Consider the following 12,843-nt stretch of genomic DNA (forward strand, 5'->3'; position numbering starts at 1 on the left):
TCCTTTCTTACTTTTGGGACACCTTCTTTGTGTTTATTGGTTATTCAGCCTTTTCTTCTGCGGCTTCCTCTGGTGCTTCTTCAGCTTTTTCTACTTTTTCGAAATCTACTCCGGCATCGGTGAGGATATTATACCAACTCATTATTTTTTTGATGTCGGTAGGGTAAACACGTTCCCTGTCGAAGTCGGGAAGTATTTCCTTAAAGTATTTTCTCAGTTCGTCAGGCTTCATACCCGCCGGGATGGCTACCTTTTCGCCATTCTCTTTATTCTTTATAGAAACAAGGATATCCCTTAGAGGAACATCATCGGCCTCGGTATAGATGGAGATATCGCCCAGCGACACCACTTTGTCGCGCGGATGGATAGGCATTTTCTTACTATCTACCAACGATTCTACTATCACCATATTCTTGCTATTGGATAGTAACTTAAACAGCCCCGGTTTTCCTGATACTGATAAGATAGACTTTAACATATTAATTCAATTTAAGTTTTGTCGTTTTTTTGTTTAGTTGAGCGACAAAAATAATGCTTAACAGTCAAATATCTGTAATTTAGTTTCATAAAAAAAGATATATTCTAATCAATCCCTTGATAAACAGGGGGATATTTTTAGAAAATCTTTTTGTAGACATGGCAGTAGGGGCTTGTGCCCTTATGCTCGTAATATTGTTGATGGTAATCTTCTGCTTTCCAGAATGTAGAGGCCGGTTTGAGCATCGTAGCTACCTTGTATCCCTTGTCTTCCAGTGTCTTGATATATTTTTCAGCTATATCCTTTTCTTCTTCATTGGAATAGAAAATGCATGACAAGTATTGAGGGCCTATATCGGGGCCTTGCCCATTTGTCTGGGTGAAATCGTGTGTTTCGAAAAACAGTTTCATCAAGTTCTCATAACTTGTTTTAGAAGTATCGTAATCTACCTCGGTAGTCTCCAGATGTCCTGTATTTTTGCGGCAAACCTGTTCGTAAGACGGATTGTCCACGTGGCCGCCCATAAAGCCTACAGCTGTATGTTTTACGCCATCTGCCTTCATAAAATAATATTCGGTTCCCCAGAAGCATCCTGAGGCAAAATAAGCTTTTCTTATCATAATTTCTTTTTCAGGAATAAATTTCAAAGATATAGAATTTACACAATGCCGTGTGTTCTTGTCGGTAAAACCTTCGTTGAGGAATACATGTCCCAGATGCGCGCCGCAATTGTTGCAGATAATCTCCGTACGCATGCCATCTGCGTCGGGTATGCGTTTTACAGCTCCTTTTATCTCGTCGTCGAACGAAGGCCATCCGCAATGCGATTCGAATTTATCCGACGACTTGTAGAGTGGGGCATCGCACCTGCGGCATACGTATATGCCTCCTTCTTTATTGTTCAGGTATTCACCTGTGAATGGGGCTTCTGTTGCTTTGCCTATAATGACCCGTTCTTCTTCGGGCGTCAATTTATTGTACTTCATGTCTTCTTTTTTGTTTTGGCTTTGGGCGCACGAAACGCCTGAAAATATGATGCATAATATATATATGAACCGTGTCATGTCTCCGCCTCCTTCCTATAATAATGTATAAAACTGTATAGTTTTCTTTTCTTCAGGTACGAAGGATCGTGCATATTGCGGTATGCTTCACGCTCGTACGATATGTTGAGGTATGCCTTATACTTGTCTCCATACTGTATCCATCTGATAAGCCATTCGGCAACATATGACAGATAAAAGGGTATGATGAGCATTTCCAGCATTTGCCGTGTGTGTATCAACTCATGGTCTTTCTCTACACTGGTTAGCCTCCCATACTCTTTGCGTGCAATAATCAAGCCAAAAAGGTTTATAGCACCAAATCCTTTAGGTGGAAAATGTTTACTGTATATTATTTTCATCTACAGGCAAATATATTAGGGCGACCGATTGTTTACAAGTTTTTTGAGGCAAATTTTGTTAACGCTGATATTTTAAATACCTTCGATGTTATAAAACAAATGAAATATGGAACTGGTTTACGCACTGATTATATTAGTTTTAGCCATAGTGGTTATCTTTTTTATGCAACGCGGAAATAGGCAGCGTGAGTTGGAACTGAAAAATGAGGCCTTGCACCTTGCAGCAGATAAGGAATCGCTTAGTGAGGAAAAAATAGAGTATATACGCCAGCAAGCCGAACTGAAGGCTGCTTTGCAGGCAAAAGAAGAACAGCTTAAAAATCAACAGGAGGAACTGCTGAGTGCCCGTACCCAGCTCAATAAAGATTTCCAGATTCTAGCGAACCAGATTCTTGAGGAAAAGACTATCCGCTTTACCGATGTCAACAAGGCAAATATGGAAGCAATCCTCAAACCGCTGAACGAAAAGCTGGTAGAGTTTAAAACCAAAGTGGAGGAAACTTACGATAAGGAGTCGAAACAGCGTTTCTCTCTCGAAGAAAGGATAAAAGACCTTGTTGCCCTCAACAACCAGATAAGCGAAGATGCCAATAACCTGACAAAAGCCTTGAAAGGAAATAATAAGGTGCAAGGCAACTGGGGCGAAATGATTCTGGAATCGATACTGGAGAAGTCGGGGCTGAAAAAGGGCGAAGAGTATTATACGCAAGAATTTATTGTAGACGAAAATGGCAATCGCATAAAGAATGAGCAGGAAAGCTATATGCAGCCCGATGTGGTGGTGGTCTATCCCGGCGGACGCAAGATTATTATAGATTCGAAAGTGTCGCTGAGTGCTTATGTGCGTTACGTAGAGGCTGCGACAGATGATGTGAAAATAGGTGCAGAAAAAGAACATATTGCATCAGTTAAACAGCATATTGACGAATTGAGCAAAAAATCGTATCAGGACTATGTGGAATCTCTCGATTTTGTGATGATGTTTGTGCCCAACGAGCCGGCGTATATTCTGGCTATGCAGCTCGATTCGGGGTTGTGGGACTATGCCTATCGCAAACGCATATTACTCATCAGCCCTACCAATCTGATAGCTTCGCTCAAAGTAGTGTCCGACCTGTGGAAACGGGAATATCAAAGCCGTAATGCGATAGAAATAGCCAAGCGGGGAGCAGCCCTTTACGATAAATTTGCGGGTTTTGTGGATACGTTGCAGGATGTTGGGAAGAATATCGAGCGTTCGCAAAAAGCATACGATAAAGCATTCTCGCAGTTGAAAGACGGTAATGGGAATCTTATCCGTCAGGCTCAAATGCTTAAAGAATTGGGAGTGAAGGCCCAAAAAGAACTTCCGGAAAGCGATATTTGACGAAATAATAAATGTAAATCGTACACTAAACGTAAAATAAAGTTAATTTTGAAAAAAATATTGGCAAACATGTTGTATAACATAAAAAATCACCTATCTTTGTACTGTGTTTTTCATGGTATTAGATTTAAGGTTAACAATGAAGATTGGTTGTCGGGATGACAACCTTTTCTTTTTTATTCTTTATAGTAATTGATTTTATAAGTTATTGATATTCATTCGAAAAAACGCTGGTTTATGTTACCGTTAAAACGGTGTCCTTTCCTTAAAATAGACCATAGTTGGTAAAATACCCCTCTCTAATGTGTAGTAAACATGTGTAGCGATTTTAATGCCTTTTTGGTTATAAAATCCAAGGAGTATGAATACCATTAACATCAAAGCAGAGAAACAAACAAAAGACAAAGGTAAGGTAAAACTTATTATGATCTTTCATAAGACAGGGTTCTGTCGGGCGAAAAAGGTATTGGAGATTACAGGGTGCTTTAAGGACTGGGATTCAAAAAAGCAGCAATTCAAGCCTAATTGTAGTGAAAATGAAGAGAAGAACAAACAGTTGGCTGAAATAAGAGGGAAATATATGAAAGTCGCTGAATTATGGGATCAGGAAGGACGCACATGGTCGCCTGCACAATGGTCCGGCTGTTTTGACATAGACAAGAAAAAGGATCATGACAAATTGCAGGTAAAATCAGTCTCCCAAGTTATTGATATGCTTATTGAACAATATGAAAGCAAGAAACGTATTAAAAACGGAGTTGAAGTGTCAAGCTATTCTAATGTAAGAGAGTATAAATTCTTAAAATCGTCCTTATGTGAGTTCACCAGAGAGAAATATAAGAAACAATTCCAATCTTTCCATTTCATCCATATAACTGAAGATTTCCTAAAATCATATTCAGACTTCCTGAAAGAAAGAGGTGCTAAAAACGGAAACAAAGGAGGTCTCGTCCATCGACTTAAAAAACTTCGGGCTGTTGTAAACTATGCAAATACTGTACTGAGAAATATAAATGCAGATGTAAGTATTTTCAAAAGCGTAGAATCGAACATGAAACAACCCAAGTTCATTCCTAAATCTATACCGCATAGTGTAATAATGCAGATAGAGGATATCGACAGGTCACAATTTTCTAAAGTTGAACAATTTCATTTGGATTTGTTTTTATTCAGCTTTTATGCCGGAGGTATGTGCAATATTGATATTGCTTATTTGAACTGGGACTCTATCAAATCTGATGAAACTATAGAATACGAAAGAATTAAAGTCTGCAAAGACGCTAAAGTTCCTTTTATTGATAAAGCAAAATCAATAATCAATAAGTATGAAACCAAAGGTTACGAAAATTATGTTTTTCCTATATTCACACATAAACATATTACAGAGAAACAAAAAAGAGAAAGAATGGATAGGTTGTGCTCTAAAGTAAATAAAACTCTTGAAAAGATACGTGTATTAATTGGATATGACGAAAAGATAACATGGAATTCAGCCCGTGGTTCTTTCATAACCAAAATGATCAATGACGGATACAACCCGGCTGTAGTTGCAGAACATGCAGGAAATAGCCCTCAGATAATTTTCAAACATTATTACAAGGTGATGGAACAATCGGAAACAAGACAACGGATGAATAATAATTTCTAGAAGACTAACTGTCTGGTATTACATAATAAGTAAGGCTGTGATTTATCCAAGAGATTAGTCACGGCCTTTTTATCGAAATTATAATATTCTTAAAGGTGTCACTTGCAAAATGAATGAAAGTTTTGGCGACATCCTTTCTTTTTATTTTTCATATTTTTCCATTTGATATATTTTTGATTTTCAGCACATTTGCACATTGTTCGTAAATTTTATAGAAATTATTTTCTCTTTTCTAAAACAACTGCAAACAAGGTTCCCTAATCTTTCATGTACAAAACTTGTACAGCACTTTGGGTGCCTAATGTAGTTATTTAATTAAAAGAGAATGAATTCAATTATCGTAAAAGGCGAACAACGGAAAAAGGATCAAAGCAAAGTTAAGCTAACCCTTATTTTTCACAAAACAGGATTTTGCCGGGCTAAAAAAGTTTTAGATATTACCGGGGATTTTAAAGATTGGGATGCTCAGAAGCAACAATTCAAATCAAATTCCAGTGAAAATGAAGAAAAAAACAAATTTCTGGCTGGCATAAAAAGTAAATACAAAAAGGTAGCTGAAGTCTGGGACCAGGAAGACCGGGTTTGGTCTCCGACACAGTGGGCTGTATGTTTCGATTTCGAAGAAAGGAAAGAACAGGACAAAATTGTGGTAAAATCAATATACCAGACCATTGATATCCTTATAGAATATTTCGAGAATAAGAAACGCTTCAAGAATGGAGTTGAAATATCTAGTTACTCTAATGTCAGGGAATATAAATTCTTGAAGTCGTCTTTATGTGAATTTACAAGACAAGTATACAATAAACAGTTCCAGTCTTTTCATTTTAACCACATAACAAAAGATTTCATTAATGATTATTCCACTTTTTTACAAAAGAGAGGAGAGAAAAACGGGAACAAAGGTAGTCTTATACAACGTCTGAAAAAATTGAAAGCTGTCGTAAACTATGCTTATGGCACATTAAAAAATCCGAATGCAGACGTTAGTGTATTCGAGTGTGTAGAATCAAAAATGAAACATGCCAAATTTATTCCGAAATCTATTCCACATAGTGTTATAAAAAAAATAGAAGGTTTGGATAGGATTCAATTTTCAAAAATAGAACGATTCCATTTAGACTTATTTTTATTCAGTTTTTACGCTGGAGGTATGTGTAATATTGATGTCGCCTATTTGAACTGGGGGGCAATTAAATCCGGAGATACTCTCGAATATGAAAGGATAAAAGTTTGTAAGGATGCAAGAGTTCCCCTTATCGACAAAGCAAAAGCAATATTAAGTAAATATGAAGGAACCGGATATAGCAATCTTGTGTTTCCTATATTTACCCACAAACACATAACAGAAAAACAAAAACGGGAAAGACTTGAAAGGCTTTGTACTAAAGTAAATCAAACATTGGAAAAAATTCGTATTCTAGTCTCTTATGAGGATAAAATCACATGGAATGCCGCTCGTGGTTCGTTCATAACAAAAATGATCAACGATGGCTATAATCCAGCTGTTGTCGCTGAACATGCAGGAAATAGTCCTCAAATAATATTCAAACATTATTACAAAGTGATGGAACAGTCTAAAACAAAGCAGAAAATGAATAACACTTTCAAGTAAACATTTTTATTGAAAACAATGTAATATGGGATATATGTGATGTATATCCCGTACTCTTTTTTCATACCATCCACGGATTATTATACGGATCATAATCACTCTGAAACGTAGCAAGCTGCCAGTCTGTAACAGGCTTTTTATCTTCAGCCAGCTTCCTTGGTATTTGTGGATTAAGTTTCAATTTCGAAGCATCGGAGAGCCATTTCATAGAATCCTCATAATCCCGAATGCGAACGATACTCACATTATTGGGTGCAATTAGCTTTGTAAGTTCATAGATGGCTAAGCGCACCATATGTTTTTTCAGATTGTAATTCCGGGGGTCATGTAATGATAAGTTGATTCCGATTTGAGGCATATCTGCATTAACATCTGTCTCCGGATAATATACTATACCATTATAAACTACATACTCATGTTCTGATAATTCATATTCATTATATTCCGAATTATAATCAGCGATAGCTCCCCAGTTATCAGATTCCATAGGGTTTATGTTATTATCAAAATTGTCCAATGAAAGCAAAGTATAGAAATCCCCTTCAAATTCAACAATATTCCATAACGAATAGTCTATTGGTTGCCATGTTGTAAAGTCTGCTTCCAACCAGCCATTTACCAACGGTATCCGTATATTACCGAATTTATACCCATTTTCATGCTGGCAGATATATAAAACGCCATTATACGAAACAATGTCATTTGGGTAATATGTTTTAAATTGCGAATAATTTGGAATAGTATCTGGGGTTAAATTAATATCCGAATGTTCGCCCCAGTAGTCTAAGCTTGCCGGAGCTTTAAATCCACTCAATGAACGAATTACTTCATATATTTTATCCTCATAATATACATGTACCCCGACCGGATAAGAGATTTGCCTGTTATAGTCAGCAATGTACTTCCCTTTGTTTAGTTCCCTCTCTATTTCATAATTTTCACTTAGATACTCAATAATACTCATTTCCGCCGATTCCTCCGCCTGAATAAAACGCTCTGTATTATTACGTGTCATCTGGACTAAAGCATCCTTTGTTATTATTCCCAGATAGTCGCTATTATTTAAAAATCTTCGGTACATATATTCTTTATCAAGAATAGTTTATCATATCCAATAAAGATTAACCGAATGCTAAGGTATTTGTAAAACTATCAACTAAACTTTTCAGAAACTATACGCATACGAAACCGTAGTAGTAGTCAAATCAGTTTTCCCTCTACTTGTAATATCCCTGTTCTGCCATACAAAACTGGCATTCAAACTGTGCTTCTTTAATATCCTGTAAGATGCATTAACCCTCAAGTTTAAGACCTTAGCCTGCACCTCTTCATCATTCAGGTTAACATTATAAGATGTCGAAAAACCCGTCATCAATGTTTTTTTCAATAAGTTTGCGCTTACCCCGAGCATTGGCCCCAACGTATAAGATTCTGTACCTCCTCCATAATTATAAGAAGCATTAAATGACGAATTGATATTAACACCCTGCGGAATAAAAGAAATTCCATATCCCAAAGCCGAATTGACAAAACGGGATACATTTCCGGGAATAGATATTCCTCCCTGTTTATCAGCGGCCGTTTGGTAACTTAAGTTCAGGCTGGCTCGTTGGTTTTGTTTCTCTGTCTTTTTGAAAGTGTACATTATCGAACCATCAAGATTCTGAGATAATTGGGTGAAATTCAGCGTATCCAGATTCTGATATGGAGAAGTTTCGTTTATATAATCGAACTGGGATTTGATGTTCCTGTGGCTCTGAAATGTAGAATAGTTAGCTGATAGTTGAAGATTCTCCGTAGGTGTATAATTAAGATTTATCGAACCTACATACCTGTTGGTAGATTCTTCCTTATCTTTATTCAGGTCATCCCGTTGAACTCCGAAACTGACAGCGATATTGGCTTTATCATCTTTCAGGAATGGGCGTGCAAAATTCAATGTAATATTTTCATAGTCATTATTGAAATAATATGCGCCAAGTGTTTGATAATCGGGGTCTATACGCTCGTATCCTATCCCAATCGTATTTTTCAGAAGTTGATAATTTATTCTTGCATTAAAAGCATTATAGGTATTGGTAGAGGTCCGTTTATTAAATATATTGTTTACCAATCCACCACTTTCTTTAGGGGCATTCTGATCCCGGGTCAGTATACTTATTGCATATTCAGCAATCAGCGTCAGGTTGCTTACCAAACTGATTCTTGTATTAAAAGCCAGCACTGAATTTTGCATCGGCATTACTCCCAAACTGTCGAAAGTAATCCTCATATCTTCGTCTTTACAGTCCTTTGCTCCAAAATATGTTACCCCAACAGCATATTTATCTGTGTCGTATTCTGCTTTTAACCCATACCCCATTCTTTTGTAATTAGGCATTATTTCCGGGTTTTCTACCGAATAATCGACCTTCTTTAATAAACGCCCTCCCATAGCGGCTATCCTGAATTTTCCCGGACTCAGTTCTACTCCGGCTCCGGTAAATTGATGACCATTTAGCGTATAAGGGGAAAATGTCATTGAGACATCCCCAATATGTGCCGTAGCCCATTTATATGTGGGATGGATACTGAAACGGTTTGGCAGTGACGGGTAAGACAAGTCTGCTCCCAGGTTCGTAAGGTTAATGCTGATAGGGATATTTACCTGCCCGTATATACTGGCATTCAGGCTACCATTCAGATAATAAGTCCAGTCTTGCCTTCCGGGTTGTGGAGTTCCTCCATACATAACAGTTCCGGCAGAAATACCACCATTAAAGGTGAAAGGCTTGTTCTTGGTTATATTACCGATATTATCCAAGTCAACCTGTTGGCTATAAATAGCTCCATATATGATATTTGCCAGTAGTAACAACAATATTTTATTTTTCATCCTTTTTTATTATGCCGGCTCTTTTTGTACTTTTATATCTGCTAGTATATACGAATCGCTACCTTGTGAAACAAAGGCTTTGATACGGATAACCCCTTTTATTCCATTCTCAGTTTCAAACAGTACGAATCGGGGGATAAACACATTGGTAAACCACGACGTTGTGTTGCTCGCGGCCTTTATGCCCAACGTTTTCAGCTTGGCATCGTTAACCATTTCATCAAATTCGGTATCGGTAAAGGTTAAAGCCGATTGATTCAAATCGTTGATAAAATAGGTTTGTGTTGGATTAGGAATCGAAGCGAATCCGGAGGATAGGGCATCAGCCGGCGAAAGGAAATAACAACGGCTGAAACTTGCATCCAGTCCAAAGAAAACAAGGTTGATATTTTGCCCGTTAGTTGAATTAATTTCACTTTGAGGTAATATTTTCCTCTCAGACAAGGAGTAGAAACAACCTATCGTTTCCTCTGCCTTCTTTATACCGAATTTTACATTATTCAATGTATAAAGATTTGTATTGGCCTTGAGGGTTATCTCCTTTCCAAGACTTTTGGTTTCTTTTTCATTGTTTCCTTCTAAGGTAATTGTATAGGTGCCCGGATATGTGAAGGTGATTTCTGTATTTTCAGCATTCTTATCAACGATAGTGCCTCCGGTCGATCGCCACAAGTAGGTTAATCCATTTTGTGTTTTATTAATAAGGCTGGCTGTAAATGGAACTTCATAGTCAAAATCATCAAAAGAGGGTTCTATCTCAAAATCGACTTCGATCTTAGGTAACAAATTAATAATTTGTGTAGTAGAAAAAATTTCCCTCCCATTATTCACAGTTAATGTGACTTTATGTTCTCCCGGAGAGTCGAATATAACATTCTCCGGAAATTGTTCATTGGATGATGCCGGTTCCCCTCCATCGAATATCCATTCGAAAGCCGATGCTCCGGTAGTGAGATTTGTAATTTTGATTTCTGCCGGAGCAAAATCATTGATTAAAATTTCCGTATTGAACTCAACATGAACTGTTGAGTCAACAGAAAAGGTAAATTCCTTAACGTCCCTTTCATTGTTGTTCCATGCTTCAAGAGTTATGGTATATGTTCCCGCTTTGTTGTAGATCACAGTGCCGGGATATTGTTCATTGGATGAATCCGGAGAGCCACCCTCAAAAGACCATTTGTAGAAATCAGCACCAGTCGTACTATTCTTTATACTGACCGAAACCGGTGCCGTATAATTGTCATTCTGAATAGTTGCCTGAAATTCTGAGTTAACAAGCACTTTCGTTTCTTCGTAGCATGAAGAGAAACAGATTGATAATAGTAAAAATAATTAATAATTTTCAATCTGATTTTTTAGTTAACTATAGTTCGATTATGGTAATCCATAGAATAATTGAGAAATTTCTAAAAATGTCAATTTTATGTAAAGCTATAATGTATAGTAATCTGGTTAAAAACGGTATCACAATATCTATCTGATTATAACTTTACATAAGGTATTACTCTCCATTATATATCCGCTCGACCGTACTCCACATATCGTCAGGTAGTTGCTCATCTGATATACGCTCACAGGCTTGTTTCAGATACTCCAGTTCCTGGGAGGAAAATTCTGTGTTTAATGGAATATCTTTTTCTACATTCCACTCGATACGCTTGGTTTCAGTATTTTCTTTTAATCCTAGTTCTTCTTTTTCGATGTCAGATATTTCAATCTTACGAAGGATCTCCTTTTTAATATTGAATTGTGAGAAATTCCCTTCTTTCGGTAGTAATGCCGGAATATACAGGCGGTCTTTAATTGTTAACTCCATACTTATTCTGTTTATAATTTTCTAAGAATAGAGTTTGTTTGCTCTGATAGTTTGACTGGTGATTATTTTTTATTGGGGATTTACGTCCTTTTTAATTTGCCGTATCAGGTTTTCATAGTCAGAGAATAATTTTGGAACCGGTGCATTTTCTATTATTGAGGCGGTTATGTTTCCGTTTTCAAATAGGATATGTCCCAGATACACATCTTCTGCATGCTCTTCTTTTTTTATACCAATTATGGTAATCATTACTTTTATTAAATTACTGTTCGAAATGCTGTATTCCAGATTATATACCGCATTTTCTGTTGTGCTGGTAGCGTTTTTAGTTGTTATTACATTCAGTATGTCCATTTTCTATATTTTAAAAGTTTGTTTAAGAATAGGAGTATCGCTGATAAAAAGTTATCACCATTTATTCCTGCCTATCACAGCAAAGGTGAAGTTTGTATCCACCTGGCTTCCATTATCAGCATTTACCACCCTGAGAACAAAATCATAGGGGTTTATATATTCTACCCTGACATATGAATTAGAGTGGCCATTAGAGCTATGGTCCCAGTAAGGAGAGGTAACAACAATATATTGTGTATGTCCAAGATTATGCTTGCAGACAAAATAACCTGTACCTGTCCTTTGAAAGGATGTTACGGTTAAACCATTCCCCCATTGCTGGTATAATGTGGAACTCCGTTTTACCAATGCAGAAAATAAAACACCCGGAGCATTCCACTTTTCTCCTGACCGTTGTCCAAACAGATGGGGGCCGAAAGATTCAATAGCACTGGTTGAGCCTGCGTTGGCAATAATTGTAATACCCTTGGCTCCTGAGGCATAAGTCTGGATGCTTATTGCTGTCCTGGCAGAGTCTGCTCTCATAGCCAATAATGTATAAGTACTTTCATTTATCGAAACATAAGACGCTCCACTCAGGGAATTGAAAATAAGGGCTGAATCGGCTGCCTTATTTGTAAGCTTATTTCCACTAATGCTAAATCCTCCGATTATTCCTGAAGTAGCATTAATTGTACCGGTAATGGTTACAGCCCCGGCAGCTGTCCAGCTTATATTACTGTTTGCGACATAGCCGGAGCCGTCATTTGCCAGTTTCCATTTTGTTCCGTTGGATATAGTTCCATCAGAACTGAGAATAACGCTGTTTTTGGATATCTGGTTGGAAGCGATTGACCAGCCTCCGATAGTACCGCCAACGGCAGTAATCCCGGAACGGTTTAGCGTTACCTTTACATTATTGGATGCATCACGGACTGATATACTGCCATCATAAGAGCTCCCTCCGACAATTAATATGGAATCAACCTTAATCTGGCCGGCTCCGACTGTACCGGTATATACTCCGGTTGATGTTATCTGTGTCAGACGGGTGCTGATATCTTCCGGGGCAGGGCTCCAGTCTGTCGGTTTGGTTCCCCGTTCAATCTTCAGGTTTCGGATATAGACCGTACCGGTTAAATAATCATGCCTTATATTAATTCCAAAAGACGCATTTGCTAACTGTGCCGCTGATACGGTAAATGAGTCACAGTACATGACAAAAATAGGATAAAAAGGGAAATAATTGACTGATAATAAGCCTGTTATTATTTTGAAAAGACCTTGATTTTTAGTATCTTAGAAAG

Annotated in this window: 12 protein-coding genes; 3 read left to right on the forward strand and 9 right to left on the reverse strand. The window is 37.4% G+C overall.

All coding sequences use genetic code 11. The annotated features are described in order from the left end of the window. Positions 1–40: 40 nt before the first annotated feature. The 3 genes from D0T57_RS04015 to D0T57_RS04025 form a co-directional block, all read right to left on the reverse strand. Positions 41–478, reverse strand: coding sequence for a DUF5606 domain-containing protein (locus D0T57_RS04015; protein WP_163271120.1), 438 nt, complete (start codon positions 476–478; stop codon positions 41–43). 137 nt (positions 479–615) lie between these two features. Beyond that, entirely contained in the window at positions 616–1,464 is an 849-nt protein-coding gene (locus D0T57_RS04020; RefSeq protein ID WP_255490483.1) for a bifunctional methionine sulfoxide reductase B/A protein, read from the reverse strand. Positions 1,465–1,538: 74 nt separating this feature from the next. Further along, entirely contained in the window at positions 1,539–1,883 is a 345-nt protein-coding gene (locus D0T57_RS04025; protein ID WP_163271124.1) for a hypothetical protein, read from the reverse strand. A 106-nt stretch (positions 1,884–1,989) separates the two neighbouring features. On the opposite strand from D0T57_RS04025, the gene rmuC reads away from it, so the two are divergent. From rmuC to D0T57_RS04040, 3 genes are all read left to right on the forward strand, one after another. Further along, positions 1,990–3,249 (forward strand): DNA recombination protein RmuC, encoded by a 1,260-nt coding sequence (gene rmuC, locus D0T57_RS04030; RefSeq protein WP_163271126.1) that lies wholly within the window; start codon positions 1,990–1,992, stop codon positions 3,247–3,249. A 361-nt stretch (positions 3,250–3,610) separates the two neighbouring features. Further along, complete coding sequence (locus D0T57_RS04035) at positions 3,611–4,897, forward strand: tyrosine-type recombinase/integrase (RefSeq protein WP_163271128.1); 1,287 nt, start codon at positions 3,611–3,613, stop codon at positions 4,895–4,897. A 325-nt stretch (positions 4,898–5,222) separates the two neighbouring features. Then, positions 5,223–6,512: a phage integrase SAM-like domain-containing protein gene (locus tag D0T57_RS04040; RefSeq protein ID WP_163271130.1), complete on the forward strand. Its 1,290-nt coding sequence runs from the start codon at positions 5,223–5,225 to the stop codon at positions 6,510–6,512. 61 nt (positions 6,513–6,573) lie between these two features. Here D0T57_RS04040 and D0T57_RS04045 read toward each other — a convergent pair whose 3' ends face one another. From D0T57_RS04045 to D0T57_RS04070, 6 genes are all read right to left on the reverse strand, one after another. After that, positions 6,574–7,593 carry a hypothetical protein gene (locus tag D0T57_RS04045; RefSeq protein ID WP_163271132.1) on the reverse strand — a complete coding sequence of 340 codons (1,020 nt, stop codon included), beginning with the start codon at positions 7,591–7,593 and terminating at the stop codon, positions 6,574–6,576. A gap of 84 nt (positions 7,594–7,677) precedes the next feature. Then, positions 7,678–9,387, reverse strand: a complete 1,710-nt coding sequence (locus D0T57_RS04050; RefSeq protein ID WP_163271134.1) for a hypothetical protein — start codon at positions 9,385–9,387, stop codon at positions 7,678–7,680. A gap of 9 nt (positions 9,388–9,396) precedes the next feature. Next, on the reverse strand, positions 9,397–10,668 hold the full coding sequence (locus tag D0T57_RS04055; RefSeq protein ID WP_163271136.1) for a PKD domain-containing protein: 1,272 nt from the start codon (positions 10,666–10,668) through the stop codon (positions 9,397–9,399). Positions 10,669–10,888: 220 nt separating this feature from the next. Further along, entirely contained in the window at positions 10,889–11,203 is a 315-nt protein-coding gene (locus D0T57_RS04060) for an RNA-binding protein (protein WP_163271138.1), read from the reverse strand. A gap of 69 nt (positions 11,204–11,272) precedes the next feature. Beyond that, positions 11,273–11,557 carry a hypothetical protein gene (locus D0T57_RS04065; RefSeq protein ID WP_163271140.1) on the reverse strand — a complete coding sequence of 95 codons (285 nt, stop codon included), beginning with the start codon at positions 11,555–11,557 and terminating at the stop codon, positions 11,273–11,275. Positions 11,558–11,611: 54 nt separating this feature from the next. After that, positions 11,612–12,754 (reverse strand): hypothetical protein, encoded by a 1,143-nt coding sequence (locus tag D0T57_RS04070; RefSeq protein ID WP_163271142.1) that lies wholly within the window; start codon positions 12,752–12,754, stop codon positions 11,612–11,614. Between the last annotated feature and the right edge of the window lie 89 nt (positions 12,755–12,843).

This window comes from Dysgonomonas sp. 511 (genome assembly GCF_010501105.1).
Classification (GTDB): Bacteria; Bacteroidota; Bacteroidia; order Bacteroidales; family Dysgonomonadaceae; genus Dysgonomonas.

Coding starts and splice junctions, on each gene's coding strand:
- D0T57_RS04015 (WP_163271120.1), bottom strand. CDS start 478: ATGTTAAAGTCTATCTTATCAGTATCAGGAAAACCGGGGCTGTTTAAG.
- D0T57_RS04020 (WP_255490483.1), bottom strand. CDS start 1,464: ATGAAGTACAATAAATTGACGCCCGAAGAAGAACGGGTCATTATAGGC.
- D0T57_RS04025 (WP_163271124.1), bottom strand. CDS start 1,883: ATGAAAATAATATACAGTAAACATTTTCCACCTAAAGGATTTGGTGCT.
- rmuC (WP_163271126.1), top strand. CDS start 1,990: ATGGAACTGGTTTACGCACTGATTATATTAGTTTTAGCCATAGTGGTT.
- D0T57_RS04035 (WP_163271128.1), top strand. CDS start 3,611: ATGAATACCATTAACATCAAAGCAGAGAAACAAACAAAAGACAAAGGT.
- D0T57_RS04040 (WP_163271130.1), top strand. CDS start 5,223: ATGAATTCAATTATCGTAAAAGGCGAACAACGGAAAAAGGATCAAAGC.
- D0T57_RS04045 (WP_163271132.1), bottom strand. CDS start 7,593: ATGTACCGAAGATTTTTAAATAATAGCGACTATCTGGGAATAATAACA.
- D0T57_RS04050 (WP_163271134.1), bottom strand. CDS start 9,387: ATGAAAAATAAAATATTGTTGTTACTACTGGCAAATATCATATATGGA.
- D0T57_RS04060 (WP_163271138.1), bottom strand. CDS start 11,203: ATGGAGTTAACAATTAAAGACCGCCTGTATATTCCGGCATTACTACCG.
- D0T57_RS04065 (WP_163271140.1), bottom strand. CDS start 11,557: ATGGACATACTGAATGTAATAACAACTAAAAACGCTACCAGCACAACA.
- D0T57_RS04070 (WP_163271142.1), bottom strand. CDS start 12,754: ATGTACTGTGACTCATTTACCGTATCAGCGGCACAGTTAGCAAATGCG.